Annotated in this window: 13 protein-coding genes; 10 read left to right on the top strand and 3 right to left on the bottom strand. The window is 48.0% G+C overall.

Annotation, left to right across the window (positions count from 1 at the left end):
- Window positions 1-217: 217 nt before the first annotated feature.
- The 5 genes from P6M73_RS11560 (at window position 218) to P6M73_RS11540 (ending at window position 7002) form a co-directional block, all read left to right on the top strand.
- A complete protein-coding gene (locus P6M73_RS11560; RefSeq protein ID WP_277853204.1) occupies window positions 218-802 on the top strand; it encodes a DJ-1 family glyoxalase III in 585 nt (194 codons plus the stop codon).
- A complete protein-coding gene (locus P6M73_RS11555) occupies window positions 799-1191 on the top strand; it encodes an FMN-binding protein (protein ID WP_277853203.1) in 393 nt (130 codons plus the stop codon). Before P6M73_RS11560 ends, P6M73_RS11555 begins: the two co-directional genes overlap by 4 nt.
- Before the next feature lie 698 nt (window positions 1192-1889).
- Entirely contained in the window at window positions 1890-4916 is a 3027-nt protein-coding gene (locus P6M73_RS11550; protein ID WP_277853202.1) for a Cna B-type domain-containing protein, read from the top strand.
- Between the two features lie 885 nt (window positions 4917-5801).
- Window positions 5802-6044: a hypothetical protein gene (locus P6M73_RS11545; RefSeq protein ID WP_277853201.1), complete on the top strand. Its 243-nt coding sequence runs from the start codon at window positions 5802-5804 to the stop codon at window positions 6042-6044.
- Between the two features lie 136 nt (window positions 6045-6180).
- Window positions 6181-7002 (top strand): class C sortase, encoded by an 822-nt coding sequence (locus tag P6M73_RS11540; RefSeq protein WP_277853200.1) that lies wholly within the window; start codon window positions 6181-6183, stop codon window positions 7000-7002.
- A gap of 190 nt (window positions 7003-7192) precedes the next feature.
- Here P6M73_RS11540 and glmS read toward each other — a convergent pair whose 3' ends face one another.
- On the bottom strand, window positions 7193-9028 hold the full coding sequence (glmS, locus tag P6M73_RS11535; protein WP_277853199.1) for a glutamine--fructose-6-phosphate transaminase (isomerizing): 1836 nt from the start codon (window positions 9026-9028) through the stop codon (window positions 7193-7195).
- 462 nt (window positions 9029-9490) lie between these two features.
- Here glmS and P6M73_RS11530 point away from each other — a divergent pair, with 462 nt between their 5' ends.
- Together P6M73_RS11530 and P6M73_RS11525 are read left to right on the top strand one after the other, a co-directional pair.
- Complete coding sequence (locus tag P6M73_RS11530; RefSeq protein WP_277853198.1) at window positions 9491-9733, top strand: hypothetical protein; 243 nt, start codon at window positions 9491-9493, stop codon at window positions 9731-9733.
- A 109-nt stretch (window positions 9734-9842) separates the two neighbouring features.
- Window positions 9843-10253, top strand: a complete 411-nt coding sequence (locus P6M73_RS11525) for a hypothetical protein (RefSeq protein ID WP_277853197.1) — start codon at window positions 9843-9845, stop codon at window positions 10251-10253.
- Between the two features lie 191 nt (window positions 10254-10444).
- Here the strand turns inward: P6M73_RS11525 and P6M73_RS11520 are convergent, their stop codons facing one another.
- On the bottom strand, window positions 10445-11395 hold the full coding sequence (locus P6M73_RS11520) for an LCP family protein (RefSeq protein WP_277853196.1): 951 nt from the start codon (window positions 11393-11395) through the stop codon (window positions 10445-10447).
- A gap of 223 nt (window positions 11396-11618) precedes the next feature.
- On the opposite strand from P6M73_RS11520, the gene P6M73_RS11515 reads away from it, so the two are divergent.
- Window positions 11619-14720, top strand: a complete 3102-nt coding sequence (locus P6M73_RS11515; RefSeq protein ID WP_277853195.1) for an N-acetylmuramoyl-L-alanine amidase — start codon at window positions 11619-11621, stop codon at window positions 14718-14720.
- A 305-nt stretch (window positions 14721-15025) separates the two neighbouring features.
- On the opposite strand, the gene P6M73_RS11510 is transcribed toward P6M73_RS11515, so the two are convergent.
- Window positions 15026-16078 (bottom strand): LCP family protein, encoded by a 1053-nt coding sequence (locus tag P6M73_RS11510; RefSeq protein WP_277853194.1) that lies wholly within the window; start codon window positions 16076-16078, stop codon window positions 15026-15028.
- Between the two features lie 315 nt (window positions 16079-16393).
- On the opposite strand from P6M73_RS11510, the gene P6M73_RS11505 reads away from it, so the two are divergent.
- Together P6M73_RS11505 and P6M73_RS11500 are read left to right on the top strand one after the other, a co-directional pair.
- Window positions 16394-17677 carry a hypothetical protein gene (locus P6M73_RS11505; RefSeq protein ID WP_277853193.1) on the top strand — a complete coding sequence of 428 codons (1284 nt, stop codon included), beginning with the start codon at window positions 16394-16396 and terminating at the stop codon, window positions 17675-17677.
- Between the two features lie 32 nt (window positions 17678-17709).
- Complete coding sequence (locus tag P6M73_RS11500) at window positions 17710-18984, top strand: hypothetical protein (protein WP_277853192.1); 1275 nt, start codon at window positions 17710-17712, stop codon at window positions 18982-18984.
- Window positions 18985-19185: the final 201 nt, after the last annotated feature.

The raw sequence follows: 19185 nt of genomic DNA, 5'->3' as shown, positions 1-19185 counted from the left end.
GGCTGAATCCGCTCATCGAAAACAATGAATGATGGATCATTCCCGTCATTATTCACGGAAACGCCCAGGATTCGTCCTCGATCCGTTCGGGATCCGTTCATGAAATGTCCGGGATTTTTTGGGGGTATTTCCGGGATGTTTCCGGCTTACTTCCGGGATATATTAACAGTCGAAAGAGCTCAAGAACATAAAAACAATCTATGGCAGGAGGTGCAGTATGAAAAAAGTAGCATGTTTCTTTGCAGATGGATCAGAGGAGCTGGAACTTATTGCGGTCGTCGATGTTTTGCGCAGAGGTGGTGTGAAAGCGGATTTAATATCAATTTCTGGTCCTATGCCGGTGTCGGCTCATGGAATCTCAATCAAGGCGGATTATCAGATGGATGCCATTCAAATCGAAGACTATGATGCGATCTTCATTCCTGGAGGTTCCAAGGGGGCGGAGAATTTAAGCAATCATCCCGAAGTGTTGAAAGCGATCCGTTTGTTCCACACTCAGGCCAAGCTGGTGAGCGCGATTTGCGCAGGACCGGTCGTGCTGGAAAAGGCTGGAATCCTGGCAGGGCATCATGGCACGTCCTATCCCGGATTTGAGGGTGAACTCAGTTTTAAGGTCTATGAAGAGAAGCTGGTTGTGGCATCGGAAGGGGTGGTTACTTCCAGAGGGCCGGCTACTGCACTGCTGCTGGGATTTGAGCTGCTCAGGCAGTTGGATCTGACAGAGGATGCTAAAAGAATCTGGAAGGGCATGCTGATGCCGCAGTTGGCGCAATCGATCAAGGATCCGGAAATCAGATCATGAGTTTAAAGCCTGGTACAAAAGGAAAACGAATTGGCTGGTTCCTTGTACTCGGAGCCGTTTTATTGGCAGTTGCCGTGTTCTTTGGCGGAAGTCAGATGGCGAAGGGAATCTCGGTGGGTTCTGTTGACCTGAATAAAATAAACGATGGAACTTACACGGGGGAAGCCACCTGGAACCCGGTTAAAGTTCGAGTGCAGGTTACAGTCGAGAATCATCGAATGACCAGAATCGACATATTGGAGCATACCAATGGGATAGGATTTCGTGCGGAAGAACCGGTTCGTCAAAGCATCTTGGATCGTCAACAGCCCAGCGTGGATCATGTGAGCGGTGCAACCATCAGTTCCAAGATTATCATGAAAGCGGTAGAAAATGCATTAAAACCATAACATTAGAGACATTGATACAGGATATACTGTCAATGTCTCTTTTTTCAATTAATCAGTTAAAATTTCACTGGATCGGAGAAAAAAAGTCGAAGTTTACCAACGCTTATGAATAATTTATGAACATATATGAACGAAAATGAACAAGATTATGTTAATTGATAACGCTTCTCATTAAGAGGTTGATAATTCATTCGCCTGAAACTATCTTTCATTTCAACTCGGATGGTTATGTCAATCAGGAAAATGAAAAGTGGAGAAAATTAATTGCAGCCGAACATCGGAATAACCAGCAAAGAAAAAACCTTGCTCAAATATATTATTCAAGAAATATCATGATAAGGAAGGAGATTATAAATAATCCATTGCATTATAATTATATTTTAATTTTAATTTCTTAAGAAGGTTACTTCCTACTTTGACAATATGGCGAAAGTAAAATTGCGGATACTCCTATAATACTTATTATGACAAATTGAGAATTTAACATTTCGTTAAAAATGAAGGTGTTAAGATTGAACGAATAAAATTAATAATTAGACTAAAATAGTTAACGAGTTTCATGGTTAATCACAACTATTAAAATAGTATAATCAAATTAAGCAATTAACTTTCTCTCATACTGCTGTCGGACCCACCCAATCAGAGGTTCTGATTTTGCCATCACTAACGGATAAATATTGAATAAAAGGAGAAAACTTATGAAAAAGATGTCTCGCAAAGGGTTTCTTTCTCTGGTTCTTCTTTTCGCTTTTCTTCTCACAAACTTTTCTCCAGTCTTTGCAGAGGTAAATGATGTTCAAACTGCCCCGGAAACCGAGATTACGGAAACGATCTCGTCCGACGCAGCAACAGAAGTGCCTGCAGAAGAAAAAGAAGAGCCGGCCAGTACTGAAGCAGAGCCTTCAGCACCAGTAGAAGAAATTGCCGAAGAGAGTAATGAGGCAACCGTGTCCGAACCAGAAGAAGAAAAAGAACCTGTTTCTGAACCGGAAAGTGCTCTGGAACCCCAAGATGTCCCTGCAATCGCAGAACCGCTGCCGCCCGCTGAACCAAAACCGGTTAAGGAGCCTGAAATCGTGGAAGTCCCCGAAGTTGAAGCTCCTGAAGCAACTGCACCAGATATTCCTGTAACTTCAGAGCCTGAAGCTCCGGTCGTGCCGGAGAAAGGCGAAGAGAAGGATCCACTGCCAGTCGTGCAGCCTGCAGTAGTTGCTCCACAATTAGTCACCGTTGAACCGACGGTCGTTACACCAGGATGCAACCCCAATCCAGGTTATTACACGACGGATATTTCGTACATTGCATTGTGTGCTTACTTCGGAAATCAGTCCACCAACAATCACACAGAACCGGAACGGCTGTGGGTCCAGGGGGGCAGAGTATTCGTAGCAGTTAAGTCTACACACCTTTTGGATAATATACAGGTCAATGGCATTGATGGAAGACTGGAAGAGTTCTATCTACCTTGGATTAAAGTGCATGTAGATGGACATGAACTGGATCTGACCGGATTAAACGGAAACATCAAGTACAGCCACTGGACCATTTATTCCTGGCCCATCAGTACATTCAACATCGGATCACCTAATATGATGTATGTTGACGGAATCGGCGGCTGCCATGATGTTACTGATACCATCGAAGTGACAATTCCTGAGACGAAGCTGATGATCACCAAGCAGTGGCTGGGAATCAATCCTCCGGCCGGAACAAAAGTGACCTTCAACATCTATGGTATGCCGGCAAACTATAAACTGAAAGAAGCCTCAATCACCTATCCCGATCTTTCAGTGACAGTTGATGTCCCGGTATCGACCAATACAGGACAGATGCACACTCATTACAAGATTACTGAGAATGGAATTACCGGATACGAATCCAATGCTCCGGTGAACTCAGTTCAGACGGATGAGAAGGTGACAACCACAACATGCGGCATTACCAGGGAATTCTTCAAGCATGCTGCGACAGTGGTTAACACTCCTTCACCCATTGATGTATCCGTTGAGAAAAAATGGGTCAATGGCGACAGCCTTTGGGCAGAAATTACTGTTCAGCTGACCCGGCACCTCGATGGCGAACCATCGGAAAATGTTGGCTTACCGGAACTTCTGAATGCCGGAAATTCCTGGAAGCACACATGGAACGGTCGGGAACGAGTAAATGAATTCGGGGAAACCTGGATTTATGAGGTGAAAGAAAGCAGCATTCCGGAGTTCTTTACACCAGATACAAAGCATTCTGTCGATGGATCCGGAAATTACTCGTTTACCATTACGAATACTTTTACATCTCCCAAGGGAGACGTGATCGGCAGCAAAACCTGGATCAATGGAGATCCGGAGGACTGGTCGGCAGTAACCCTTGATCTGTATCGCAAGGTGGGTATGGGAGATGAAGAGAAGGTAGTAGCTACTCCGGTGGTTGTACCGGACGGCATGAACAAGTGGGTTTATACATGGAAGGATCTGCCGCTCAGGAATGAAAAAGGTGAAGTTTACACCTATTTCGTGAAAGAGCCGACAGTACCTGACAATTATATTTCAACTGCCCGAGGACTCCATGTAACCAATGAGTTCGATGTAGGAAAGAAAGACATCCCGTTTGAAAAGATCTGGGATGGCGGACCAAGTCCGAGACCGGACATCACCATTCGCCTGTGGGCAGATGGACAGGAAGTTGATCACATAGTTCTTGAGGACGGGACAGTAGCTGATTCCTTTAAGGACAAGCCGATCTACAATTCGGATGGATCAACCATCGTTTATACGATTTCGGAAGATCCGGTTCCTGGTTACCTCAGTTCAGTCGACGGCTTCACCGTGACGAACGACTTTGATGAAGGCAAGAAGGACATCCCGTTCAGCAAGATCTGGGACGACGGCCCAACCCCGAGACCGGATATCACAATCCGGCTGTGGGCTGATGGCATCGAAGTAGCCCATAAGGTACTATCTGACGGCATGCTTTCTGATTCCTTTAAGGATGTACCAATTTACAACTCCGACGGCTCAACGATCGTCTATACGATCTCCGAGGATCCGGTACCTGGATACATCACCTCCATTGATGGCTTCGTTGTAACCAACGATTTTGATGAAGGTCTCCAGGATATCCCGATCATCAAGGTTTGGGTCGGAGGACCGACAATCAAACCTTCGATCACAATTCATCTTCTCGCAGATGGAGAAATGGTCAGAGAAGTTACCCTGAATAACGGAACAACGGAGTATACCTTCGAAGATCTTCCCATCTATCGGTCGAACGGAACCATGATCGAATACACGCTGCACGAAGTCGACGCAGAGGGATACACCAGCTTCATCAGAGGAATGACCATAACCAATACTTTCATCCTTGGACAGAGAGATATTGTGGTTACCAAGATCTGGCAGGGTGGACCTGAAGTAAAGCCTGACATTACCATCTACCTGTGGGCTGATGGAGTGAAAGTAAGAGAGGCTGTATTGAAGAATGGAACAACATCTTACCGATTTGAAGATGTGCCAATCTTCACGATGGAAGGCAAAGAAATTGTCTACACTGTTTCAGAAGCTCCGGTCAAGGATTACAAGACCACCATCCAAGAAATGGAGATTACGAATACCTGGACAGGCGAGCTGCCAAATACAGGAACAACTGCCTCCGCACTCCCCATCCTGGGAGCTGCATTTGCACTTGGTGGACTGGCGCTGACCTTTGGGAAAAAAATGAGACGTAAATAAGTTCAATCATCTGAGGACCGGAAACGGTCCTCTTTTTTTGGGATTTTTAGAAATGAGTACGAAGGTTGGAGAATGCTGTACAAGTTATCGGAATATATATTCTGTAAATTAAAATTCTGCCGCTTTTGTTTTATAATTGCCGAATCAAAGACTAGGAGCAATGTAAGTGAATAATCCATTCAAGTGCAAAGAAAAACAAACCTTGTCCACACATACTGATAGATTATAAATATCTTAGATCTTGGAAGATATGACCGTTATTCACCTGGATATAAAAAAAGAAGTATATGAAAATCACAATGGTCAAGTATAAGACTGCGTGAAGTTTACATCATTTTATTAAGCATTCGATTAATAACATGCCTGATAATTGCTTTGATTTCATTGATATTAATGTAATTTTAATAAAACGTTCAACTTGCCTATACTTAAATCTAATAGGAGTCTATAATCAAATCAAAGGGAAAATCATAAAAAATAGAGCGTGTCAACCCCCTTTAAGTATTGATTATTTCGACGGCTCAATGTGTTTTTGATTTTCTTTCGACATGAGATGGAATAAACTCAACTTTAATTCGTGCAACAGCATATTTATTGAGGGCGTCAAAGCATCACCAGGAGATCAAAGGTAAAAAAAAATCAGTTCGTTTCGAAAACGTATACAGAATGGCTTCGGATTCTCACATTTGGATATATTCTGAACGCCATCCTGAGAAAATAGATATTGGAGGTGGGTACTCTGTTTTCTTTGAAAAATGGATTCATGGTTGAATCAAAGAATCAAGGAAATGTGACAAACATCACTAGCTCTATAAGGTGCAAATTCATGAGAATTCCTACTGCCGGCAGTTTTTACACTTAGCTTAACTGAAAGGAGTTGAGGTTATGAGTGTAGATTTCAGACAAACCGGAAAAAATCTGCTGTCACTCTTTCTGCTGTTTACCTTCTTAATGGGCTTCCTGCCATTCGGGATGACATTAAGAGCAGAAGAGTCAGGCGGAGAGATTGAGCCTGCAATGAAGGTTCAAATTACAGCCGATGTGAAATGGGTCGACGTCCTGGCGTGGCCAGTGTCCCTTCACAAACAATGGTTCAGGCAACCATTCCGCCTCAAAGCAACACCGTGACTCAGCAGCCAACTGCCGGAACACCGTCAGCTCCGGGAACTCAACCTCTGCTGATTGGATTGGCAGCTACCGGTGTGGCAGCCATTCTGGGCTGGCTCTTCTGGAACCGGCGAAAACAGGAAGAAGGTGAGGAGCCATGATGAAGAAGCGGTTGTCTTACATCATTTTTCTGGTTGGACTGACCGTATTTATGTATCCTCATGTGTATAACATTCTCTTTGAGGTTCAGAGCATCGAAGCCTACCAGGAATATGAAGAAGCGGTTCAGGAAATCAGCGAATCGGAAGAGCAGGGGTATCTGCAGCAATTCCGGGAATATAATGAGAAACTGGCGCAGGGATACTTCAATGAGGATTTCGCAGATCCGTTTCTGCAAAACCTCCCGGTGGAAGTGACGGGCATTCAGCAGCCCGGTCCCGCGGTGACAGGACCATCCGGCCAGACCCTGCCGGGCAACCCGTCGAGCGGCGGAACCGGCGGGAATCAGACCCCAGCGAAAGACCCGCAATGGAGTGATCCCTATCCGATTCTTTCGACCAGCTCCTATCTCCCCAATGGGGCGTTTGGTTATTTGGATATTCCGAAGCTGGGGGAGAAACTCCCAATCTACCTGGGAGCAACATTCTCCCATTTGGAACGGGGCGTAGCCCAGCTGGAAGGGACTTCACTCCCGGTTGGTGGAATTGGTACCAATTCTGTTATTGCGGGACATCGCAGTCTTGCCAGAGGAGCGCTGCTGTTCAAGCATCTGGACAAGCTTCGGCCCGGGGATCGTTTCTACATCCAGATCTTCAACCAGACACTCACCTATGAAGTGATAGGTTCGGAAGTGATTCTGCCTTATCAGAGAGATAAACTGACCATCCAGCCTGGGCGCGATCTGGTGACGCTTTTAACCTGTACCCCCTACGGCCAGGTCACACACCGACTGCTGGTTTATGGAATGAGGGCGGAATGAGAGGAGAGAAATCATGAATTCTGAAGTTTTCAACGAAAAGATGATCAGTTATCTGGTCGTGGGAATCGGTTCCCTGCTTTGGATTATTGTGTTTATTCTGCTCATCCGAACTTTCCGCAAGAAATAGAGAATGCCCTGCCGGTTTTCCGGCAGGGCATTCTCTATTTTCACTATCTGGTTTTTGTATTATCTATTCTACCGTGACTGATTTTGCCAGGTTTCTTGGCTTATCGACATCGAAGCCCTTGAGCAGAGATACATGGTAAGCCAGGAGCTGGAGCGGGATGATTGCCAGCACCGGGGTGATCAGATCATGGGTATCCGGCAGAATGAAGACTTCATCGGCTGCGTCCCGGACGATATCCAAGTGTTTCTCCATGGTCAGGATAAGGTTCCTGGAACCTCTGGTTTTGACCTCATGGAGATTGGAAACCATCTTTTCTACCAGATCCGACTGAGTCACCGGACTGATCACGACAGTGCCGTCTTCAATCAGCGCAATCGGGCCATGTTTCAGTTCTCCTCCGGGATAGCTCTCAGAGTGAATGTAGGTTAGTTCCTTAAGTTTCAGGGAACCTTCGGTGGCAGTGACATTATCCAATCCTCTTCCGAGGAAATAGACATCATGGACTCGGAACATGGTTTCGGCATAGGCTCTGACTTTCTCGTTCATGGCCAGTGCTTCTTCCACTTTTTCGGGAAGATTCAGCAGAGCGCTCTTCAGTTCATCCAGATCGGAACCCTGGCTGATGTTCAGGATTTCGGCGAACTTCATGGCAAGGGTGTACATGGCCACGAGCTGGGTCAGATACGCCTTGGTCGAGGCGACGCCGATTTCCGGTCCAGCCCAGGTATAGATGACGTCATCTGCATCCCGGGCAATGGAAGAACCAACAACGTTGGTCACGGCAATAACCCGTGCCCCTTTGGCTTTGGCGTCCCTGAGGACGGCAAGTGTATCGGCGGTTTCCCCGGACTGGCTGATCACGATGACCAGGGTCGCCTGATCCACGATAGGATTCCGGTAGCGGAACTCTGACGCGACATCGACTTCGACTGGTATGCGGGCCAGATTTTCAATGGCTTTTTTCCCAGCCAGGCCGGCATGGTAAGCTGTGCCGCAGGCTACGATGTAGATCCGGCGGTAGGCTTTCAGCTGTTCCTCGGTCAGTTCCAGCTCATCCAGTCGAATCGGGTTGCCGGGCTGAATTCGGCCGGTCATGGTATCGCGCAGCGCTTTGGGCTGCTCATGAATTTCCTTCAGGGTAAAATGGTCATATCCGCCTTTTTCAGCCAGTTCCGCAGTCCAGGTAATTTCATGAATATCCTTCGCGAGCGGATTGAGATCATAATCATAGAAGTTCATGGCATCGGCGTTCAGCACGGCGATTTCCTGATTATCCAGATAAACGACCTGTTTGGTGTATTTCAGAATCGCCGGGACATCACTGGCAATGAATCGTTCTTTGTCACCAACTCCGACAATGAGAGGGGAATCCTTGCGGACGGCAATCAGCTGGCCTGGCTCGCCCTTTGAGAGAATGCCCAGCGCATAGCTGCCCTTGAGTTCCTTCACCGTGCGGGCTACTGCCTTAAGCAGACCGCCTTCCTTACTGAGATAAAATTCAATGAGATTCGGAATAACTTCCGTATCGGTGGCACTGCGAAATTCGATGCCTTCTGCCTGAAGTTTCGACCGCAGTTCATTGTGGTTTTCGATAATGCCGTTATGAACCACCGCAATATTGCCGCTCATGGAGGCATGCGGATGGGAATTGATGTCACTGGGAGCTCCATGGGTTGCCCACCGGGTATGGCCGATGCCGGCATGACCTTCCAGATGGTGATGTTCCAGTTCCTGAGCCAGATTCTTCAATCGGCCTTTGGCCTTTGACATGCTGAGCTCTCCGTTTTTCTGAATGCAGATTCCGGCTGAGTCATAGCCGCGATACTCCAGTTTGGAGAGGCCCTCCAAAAGAATCGTTTCTGCCTGCTGTTGTCCTAAGTATCCTACAATACCACACATAGTCTGTTTCCTTTCCTGTCAAAAAATTGCAGGGGCAGCCTGGTCAGATCTGTCACCGAAGTTGCCTTCGGGCTTTGCTGACTGTTATCGGAAGCTGTCATTCCGTGGAGCATCCGCCGAATTTTCGATCACTCCAACCTCGTCAACCCCAAGGGGTTCTGGCGCTTGGTTCGTCCGTAATTCCTATAATAAATTCCTGCTCATTCATTATATTGAAATTAACTACGCAATACAAATCAAATTATAAATAATATCGTGCTAAATCCTCTTTTTGTTAACACCTCTCCTTCATAGATGGCTTGATTCTGCCAATGCATTAACGATTAGCCTTTGTTCAGAATTTGAATGGGAAAGATATAAATATATTTATGTAATTTTCAGGAGTTATTCATAACTTCCAAACATTCAGAGGCTATAATGTTATAAAGATTACAGCCACTTTTTTGAAAGGGACGATTGCATATGAACAGAAAAGGGGAGAACTCATTCAATTTGGATGAGGAGAAGGCGAAATACGACCTTGGCATGGAGGTTTACCTGAAAAAGAAAACCGGTAATATCATCTTCATGAATGAGCATTATATCACAGTGAAATTTAAGGACGGCATTAAGGAATCATTTATCTGGCACGAACTTTTTGAAAAATACACGGGGATCCTGGGTGAGTCCGAGGAATCGGATGAGCCCCTTGATCTGAACCTGTAACGGAGCGTGAGCTTACATGCGAAGACCAGTGGGTCCGGCTCCGAAAAAATGGAATATGGGAAGGGCATTTCTCGGCTCCATCATGGGAGCATTCCTGGGGAGTGTTCCTTTGTTTTTTATAGAATTCAGGGATCAGCTGATGGTCCTGCCGCTGGCCGCTCTGGCAGGCTTTCTGGCCGTCATGGGCAGTCGCCTGCTGGGGGCTCGTCTGAAAAACTTCAAGGTGCTGGGAATCATTGTCCTGGGGACCATCCTGGTGAACGCAGTCTATCAGATCTTTATGAACATGCTCTATGTGTATGAGTCCGGTCAGGCGACAACTTTGGGCAATTTGTATCAGTTTACGCTGGTTGGCCCAGCCTTGATCACTGCGTTGACCCAGTTCATCTTCCGCGGTGTGATCATCCTGCTCAGTGTCATCTTCATGGCTTACTTTCTGGTTGATCCCGATCTTCTGGTTGATCCCGATCTTCAGGTTGATTCCGACCTGATGGAACAAACCCGAACCCGCTCCCGATAGCATGTCAGCTTTCTGATTTGAATGTTTGATTTATTGTCATACCATGGAAATTCGACTCCATTGCAGGCCGTCCCGGTTTGGGACGGCCTGTTTGGACTGCGGGATTCAGCAGATCAGCGGATTATGCCCTGGTATTCTGAGTGCGTCTGCAGCGGGTTTCGGCGTTGCAGGATCTCAGTCCCTTTCGTGAACTATTTGTTGAATATGAATTCATGCAGCTTTCGGACCGTATACTCTTTGTCATACTTGAGGTAATAGATGCCTTTGATCAGAACGCCCTTGGAGGTTTCATCCTCCGGGTATGAATCCTGCACCACTTCATAACCGCCCAGACCGGTGGTATAGCCCATTCCCAGAATCTCCGGAGAGGACAGTGAGGTTTTCACCAGCGGAATCAGGCTGTCTACAGCCTTGGCCATTTCGATGGGATTGAGCTTCATGAGCTTCTGAGTAATCGCGGTAAGAACTTTTCGGTGTCTCAGGGTCCGGGTAAAATCTCCGCCTGCGGTGCTTCGAATTCGGGCATAGCGCAGAACCTGTTCTCCCTGCAGATGATACGTGCCGCTGCCGGGTACACCGACAATTTTGGCCTCTGCGTCCGACAGAGTTAGTTCCAGACCGCCAAGGGTATCCACAATCTTCTTGATGGAATCAAAATTCACTGTGACATAGTCAGTTAGGTTCAGATCAAAATTGGAATTGACTGCCCGCAGCGCCAGAGAAGGACCGCCAAAGGAGAAGGCGTGGTTGAGTTTATCCATGCCGCGTCCGGCAATATATACATAGGAATCCCGGATCAGGGAGGTCAGTTTTATTTTCTTGGTGGTTCGGTCCAGCGTGAAAATCATCATGGAATCGGAACGTCCGATGCCATTTTCAGAATCGATGCCCAACAGGAGGATGTTGGTTATCGTACCATCATATTTTTTTAACGCATCGAGAACATCTTCGGACATGCCCAGCCCGTTGGTAGAGGGGGCAATTCCCTGCTGAGCCAGCAGATCGGGGTCCTCATTGGTGACGTTGGGCTCTACAACGGCTTCCTTCGGTATTTTTTCCAGGTAGTACCAGAGAGCACCGCCAACGGTTACTGAAACAACCGTCAGGATAATAAGCAGTGAAAGCAATATTTTTTTAAGCATAATCATTACGTCCTTTTTCGTTAATCACGTTTTATTATAAACCGTTCTGCACGGGAGAAGTTAAAAAAAGGTGTCAGAAGCGGAATTGTATTTGAAAAGATTTGTTGGGGTTTAAACGTTTTATGTTGCCGGAAATCATCATGTTATTATAAGATGAATGTGTCAGGCCAAATGTTTTTCTAATAATTTCGTAATTTGGCAATAAAAATAAACAGGGGGAGTCATGAATTTAGCAAAAAGAATCTTAGTCTGCATTTTGTCTGCGGTGATCCTTTCGCCCGTCATTTTTCACCAACCGGTTATGGTTTCTGCAGCCAATGAGGTGGTCATCATGTCACCGCAGCCTGATAACTGGGTAACGGACCAATATGTGGTTCGCTATAATGTCAGCAATTTGATCCTGCCGACTTCTATTCAGATCAGTTATCGCAATGCCATGAATACCGAAGCTCAAGTGATGGTAGTCCCAAATCTTTCCTCGACTACGAGGTCTTCCTACACGACATTGATCCAGGGCCTTGGTGTGGGAGCCAATTATATTAAAGTCACGGCGCAGGGTCAGGACGGGCAGATCTTCAGTGACATCCGTCAGGTGACTGTGGATCCCCAGCTGACCAACATTCATTCCGATCAGACAAATATTGCGCCATATGTCAACGACCGCAATCAGTTCAAGCACATGCTCAAGATCAGCAATGAAGCTTCCGCAAAAGAACATGGGCTCATCCCCAAGGACAACGCGTTTGTCAGCCGGTTTGTGGATCTGCTGTTTGAAGAGGCCGCCCTTGAGAAAGTCCGGCCGGATATCGTATTTGCTCAGATGATGCTTGAAACGGGCTGGCTGAGTTATCTGTATACCGTTCAGGAAACTCAGAACAACTTCGGCGGAATCGGCGCTACGGGTGGTCCGGTCCGCGGCAATGTGTTCCTGAACATGAGAGAGGGAATTCGGGTCAATGTTCAGCATCTTGTGGCCTATGCGTCCGCACGGAAACTGAATGGAACCCTGGCGGATCCGCGCTTCAATTATGTTACCCGGGGGAACGCGCCTGCTGTCGAGTATCTTGGCTATCAGGAGAACATCCAGGGCGGAGGCTGGGCTATGGGCCATCAGTATGGCTACAAGATCCGCAATATCATTGATCGGACCAGCAAGTCTTCCAACCTGCCCTTTGATCCGACGCCGGGCACAGCGGCTATTACGGACATGGAAGTCTCCAGCGTCCTGCGCTCGAAAACCAATGCCCTGAACATCACCCTGGAGGATGGCTTTGCCCCCGGACAGGAGTTGCGGGTGGCTGTTGCGACGAATTCAGATACAGAACACCGTTTCACGTTTACCAATCGTACCACCAACCAGACGGTTCAGACCGCCTGGACAGAGAATAAGGCAGCATTTTATACGCCCACAATTGCAGGAAACTATCGTTTCTCCGTTCAGATTCGGCAAAGAGGCGCAACGACGGTCAAGGATGTTAAGGAACAGGACGTGACCATCGGTGAAATCATCGAACAGCCCGATCCGGACCGCGATGTCATTCCGGTAATCGGCACGGTCCTGTTAAGCTCATCGCCTTATTATCCTGGAACTGAAATCGGAATCCAGATTGAGGATGTGTCGGAGGCTACCACCCGAGTGAATGAGTATCAGCTGGAAGTGGAACATGCCGGAAAAACCACTTTGCTCAGCTCCTGGTCAGGCAGCCGGGTTTATGAATACACACCGCAGACCACTGGAACCCATATGATTCGGGTGCTGTCCAGAAATAAACTGATCGGCGGGGAAGCGGTCCAAAGTGCCACGGTGACTGTTGAGGTGGAAGAGGCACCCGTATCGCAGGCGGTGATTGCTTCTATCTCATCTCCAACCGGAGGAGTATACGTGAATCGCCCGGCTTCGGTTACAGTGACTCCGATTGCCGGAACGGGAATGAACCTTGATTATCGACTCATAGATCAGTCCGTTTCTCCGGCCAGAATTTTACGGGACTGGAGCCTGGATCCCAAGCTCACCTTTACACCAACCCGGAGCGGCGAGCTGAACCTGACCGTTCAGGCCCGTCAGCAATCCGGCAACGGGACAGTGCTTGAAGAAAAAGGACTGAAACTGCAGGTGCTGGCGGAACCCGTTGCGGATCTTAAGACCATTGCGCTGGGAACCGGACCTTACGTAAAGGGAAGTCCGCTGTCTGTCAGCGTGACGCCTTATCGGACAGATACGGCCTATGAGTATCGACTGTTCCTCCAGGACGGTGCAGCCAGCCTGCCCCTGACTCAATGGGGTTCTTCTTCGAAGTTGAGTTTCACCCCGACCATGAAGGGTAGCATTACGCTGGGAGTAAGGGCGCGAGAAATCGCCACCGGCCGCGAAGGCGCCTTGAAGACAATTCAGGCAACCATTACCGATGCGTCTGTACCGGTATATGGACCGACTTCATATACTCCTGAAAACCCTTATTCCATCTCATTGAACGGAATGTATACCGCAGGCATTAAAGCGGCCGGCAAAAACCTCGAAATCAATGCAGCGCCTGTCAGATCGGACTACCTGTACCGCTATTACCTGATCAGCCAGTCCACCGGACAAAAGATCATGGTGCAGGACTGGTCCAGTCAACCCAAGGCCACTTGGAAAGCTCTGACCGGTTATTACACCGTTGTGGTGGAAGCCAGGCATGCTGCTTCCCGCAGTTTCTGGGATGTGCGCCGGACAGAATCCATTCGGATCAAGAACTATCCTACTGTGTTCCTGGATCCGGGCCATGGTGGAACCGATAAGGGCGTAACGGTCCTGAAAAATGGCGTGACCTACTCGGAAAGCAATCAGGCACTGTACCTGTCGAACCTGGTCAGAACCAAGCTCAAGGGCCGCGGCATCAATGTCGTTGTTTCCCGCAGCACCAATACAACGGTCTCGCTGGATCGCCGCATCGAACTGGCCAACAATGCCAAAGCAGACCTGTTTGTGTCGTTCCACTACAATAAGAGCTCAATTTCAACGACCAAAGGAATCCGCACTTACTTTGCAGGAGCCAAGCTGGATCCGCTGGCCAATCTGTACCAGCCGGAAGGCAAGGAAGCCGCTGGAATTCTGTCTTCGAAAGTCGCGCCGATCTACACCCGCAATCTGGGCATTATCTCAGATATCGACCATATGGGATACAGCTTCCGCATTCTGAAGAACACTCAGATGCCGGCAGCCCAGCTTAACCTGGGATATCTGTCCAATGTAGAAGATCTTGCCCGAATCAAGAGCAGCTCTTACCGCGACAAACTAGCTCAGGCAATCGCAGATGGGATTATGAACTACATGAACGCCAATTAAACAGGGAAAGAACTTTGATCGAATCGCGCGTTGCGCCACCACTTCAATAGAAATGACGGGGACCTTCGCGGCAGGCAGCAGCCTGCCTGGTAAGGTCCCTGTTTGATATGACGGAACTAATATTGATTTCGAAAAGTCAGGATTGATTTTGGAAAGTCAGGATTTGGTTATCAATCCTTGATCCACAACCTTAAACCCTGGATTCTTCAACAAGATCGGCTCTGGTAATTGATCGGAAGGCTCCAATTCCCGCACAGCTCAACGGGCAGGTGATAGGGTTAGCTGCCCGATTCAGCGCGGTCTGATTAAGGATACTGTCCTTCGGACGGGCCCTGCTGCAGGAAGGTTTCAGTGTTTTGTGGGGGGATATCACGGTAGATGTAGTCATGGAGTTCATCCACTGTGGCGGGTTTGTCCATTTTGATGTACCACTCGGATTTGCTGATTTCCTCCGAGGTATTGACCGTGGGGAAATGAGTTCCCTTGATGCTGAATTCTTCCGTCAGGACTTTCAGACCCAGGTCGAATATCTCATCATAAGTCAGGCTGGTCTTGACAAAGGGACTTAACTGGGCGATATAGTTGGGCAGATCCACCAGGCTGGCGGTTCGTACTTTATCATACACTTTCTTCAGGACGAGTCGCTGTCGCTCGGTTCTGGCGTAATCTCCGCCCTTCGTGCTTCGGATCCGGGCGTAGGAGGTCGCCTGGGTGCCATCGAGATGGATCAGGCCTGGTGTTTCTACATAGGGGATTTGAGTGCCTTCCAGGTTGTTGAGGTTTCGAATGCCGTTGTTGATATATTCGATTTCATTTTCTTTGATGTCCACATCAATCCCGTCCACCGCATTTATGATAGAGATCATGTCATGAAAATCAACCATGACATAATCCTCGATATCTAAATCAAAATTCGTGTTCACGGTTTTCATCAGAAGCTTGACTCCGCCATAGGCATAGGCATGGTTCAGTTTGGTGGTGCCGTGGCCGCTGATTTTTACGTGAGTATCACGCATCAGGGATGACAGTTTCAATGAATTGTGCTGATCATCAACCGAAAGAATCATCATGGTGTCCGAACGGCTGGGATCGGCCGGATCATTGTTCCGGTCAATGCCGATCAGGAGTATGTTTTTGATTTGGTTGTCGTATCGATTGATACGATCCCGAACGGAGCGATCGATTCCTGCCTCCATAGGGGTAATGGCTTCGCCGCGGATATTGGTCAGTACGGTGGAGGTGTACTGATGGATAAACCAGGCGATGCAGCCAACCAGCAAAAAAAGTACGACGAGAATGGATCTCATGATCAGTTTTCGTTCGACCAGCAATCTATGTTCTGTATGATTCGGCTCCAATGGTTCACCTCCTAGCTTAGAATACAAGGGTATTATATCATCATTAAGTTACGGCAGGGTTACAGCGGAGCGGCCTGACCGATTACTTTTTCCAGGTGGTTCTGTCAATTTGCCGGGCAGATATATTATGAAATTCGAAACATTGCCTGGCGGAGCTGGATAATTGGTGAAAGCCTGTCCTTCTCCCCGTCAGGTTGAATAAACCCCTTCCAAAGTTTATCATGAAATTACTATTTCAATTCTTCAGTCGGTTGGTATAATGATTAAGTCAACCGACCGGATGAAATAAGATCCATGAAAGAAGGTCTCAAACTGATGAAAGAAATTACATTAAATGCCATATTGCTCCAAATTCTCCGTAGAAAAAGACTGTTTGCACTGGTGATTCTGATTCCTCTGGTTCTGGGAATGGTGCTCGGCATGCAAAAGAGCCTGAGCCCTGTAAGTTCCGGAGAACAGCAGGAAGAACCACTTTCCTTCAATTATCGAAAAACTCAGTATGATGCGCTCGAAAGCCTTTACCTGAGTCAGCAGAAGAGTCTCAAGGAGAGCATTTTGCTGAATTTTGATCCTTCTGCGGTCACGACCCGCAGACACGCCATTTTTATTGATGATTCTTCCCGCGTGGAAGGAGGAGCACAGGTCCAGACTGCCAATGAAATTGGATATTTCTACTCATTCTATAAGTTCACGTCGCAAGATTATGTTCAGTTCAAGCGGATTTTGGGCAATGCTTCCCTCAGTGATGAGCAAGTTGATGAACTGGTGGCGCAGGCCTATAATGACGATCTCAATCTACTGACACTGGCGGCAGTCCATGAGGATCCGGCCGTGGCGGAAGCACTGGGAAACTACAACTATGACCGCATCATGGGGATCTATGAAGCACAGGCTAATAAAACCTATGAACTGAAAGAAATCGGCGCTACGACGCAGAAAAAAGCTGATGAGACCATCATGCAGCGGCTCACACTTCGAATTGAGCAGCTGGATGACTATAAGAAGCAAATGGATGAATTGAGACCGGCCCTCGTACTGCCAACGGATCCCTCAGCCGGAGTCAGTGCCGGTTCCATTCTCCGCTCGGTAGCGAAATGGGGACTGCTTGGGCTGTTCGGAGGATTGGCTCTGGCCTTTGTTCTGGCAGCGGTCCTGGCGGGGCGCTCCATGATGATTCATGACAGTGCAGACCTTGAGCAATTGACCGGAAGACCGCTGCTTGGGTTTATTCCGGATGGTTCGCAAAAGCTGGCTGACCGATTGATTTTTGGAACCGTGACACAGAAGGATCAGACCGAGCGACTGTTGTCGCGTCTGAGTCTTGATTTGAAGGATGCCCAGGCTCACCGTCTGACACTCATCCAGTTGGGAGCTGCCTCTGCGTCAAAGCTCCAGACGATGTTGTCGGATCAGCTGAAGGAAATGGAAGTGGAGCTGTTGGAGCGATTCGATTATGACCATCTCTCAGAAATCGGCCCGGATTCCCAGGTTGTCCTGGTTGCCAATCCCATGATTTCCAGGAGTGAACTGAAAAACGTTCAGGAACTGGCACAAAAGGCCGGAGCCAGACTGTTCGGGACGGTTATCATCGCCGAATAGAACGGCTCAATGCCACAGAAAGGAACCCTATTATGAAAGTACAATCGAATCACCGGGATCTGGTGAATCTGGGAGGGATCCTGGCATTCAAACTGGTGCTGGAGGCCATATACATCTTGTTCGTCCAGCCGCTGTTTGTTTCCAACCGGTTTATTCTGGAATTCTCTCCCTATAAATATTTGCTGGGTATATTTCTCCTGGTCCTGATGTATTTTCTAATGCCGCGGGACCAGCGCCCGGCCTCTGTCATTTTGCAGATCCACCTGCTGCTGATCTTTCTCCCAATGCTGTCCTATTACAGTCTGACGGACAGTTCCATGCGGTTCATGGGATGGAGCATAGCCGCCTTCCTGCTGGAGTGTATCCTGGTACGGGTGATCCCTCCACTGCGAATTTTACGAATTGCAAATTCCCGCCGGATTCTGCTCGTTCTGATCGCGCTGATGACGGTTGCGGTTTATGCGGTGATGATCCCGGCGAACGGTATTTCCCTCGGCGCGCTCAACTTCGACAACACGTATGACATCCGGGAAACCATCCGCTTTCCTTTGGGGATGGGATATCTGGTGCCATGGCAGAGCAAGGTCATAAACCCGTTTTTGATCGCTTTGGGATTCAAGCAGAAAAAAAAGAGCCTGCTGGGACTCGGCATAGGACTTCAGCTCCTCCTGTTTTTTATTACAGCCCAAAAGGCCATGCTGTTTATTCCCGTGGCCATCCTGGGAGTCATGTGGTTTATGGAGCACTTTGATTTCCTTCCGTCGGCGGCTCTGATTGCTCCGCTGTATGCCGCCGGCAATCTGGCAGTGTATGTCTACACCGGAAATATCTATATTCCGTCCCTGTTTATCAGACGACTTCTGTTTCTTCCCGCGCAGCTGAAGTTTTTCTGGTATGAGTTCTTCACCTTCAATCCCAAGCTGTACTATTCTCAGGGAACCATCGGGCGGATTCTGAATATCCCCAATCCGTATCCGACGGACGCGGCGAAAGTCATCGGTGATACCTTCTTCAATAAGCCGGATATGCACGCCAATGCCGGTTATGTGGCGGATGCCTATGCCAACGGCGGTCTCATTGGACTGGTGGCCATTGCCGTCGTGTTTGCGCTGATTCTGGTTCTGATCAATTCGCTCAGCCAGTCCCTGGGTCAGGATTTCATCATCGGAATGGCTATGTTCCATATCATTTCCCTGAATGACGGAGGGCTTGTAACTGGCCTGGTTACCGGAGGACTGCTGTTTCTGCTGCTGATCCTGTACCTTTATTCCTCAGAAACCGAAGATGGCCTCTCAAAAACCAGGTAAAATCTGCTCAGTGGCTTATGACAGAAGATCGCCGGGCTGACAGACCACAAATATAATGCAAAAAGAAGAAGGTGCTGGCCTTCTTCTTTTTGCGTTGTATTCGATTCGTTTTTCCCTGTGTTTGGATATGACTCATGGACTTGGGTTTGATCCCGGAAATTCTCTGATCCTGACTCTGGATGGCGGCAGGATCAGAGTCTT

Origin of the sequence: Anaerococcoides asporogena, assembly GCF_029590275.1 — a bacterium.
In the GTDB taxonomy this organism is placed as follows: Bacteria; Bacillota; Clostridia; order Clostridiales; family Clostridiaceae; genus JG1575.
This window is presented reverse-complemented; position numbering and strand designations above follow the sequence as displayed.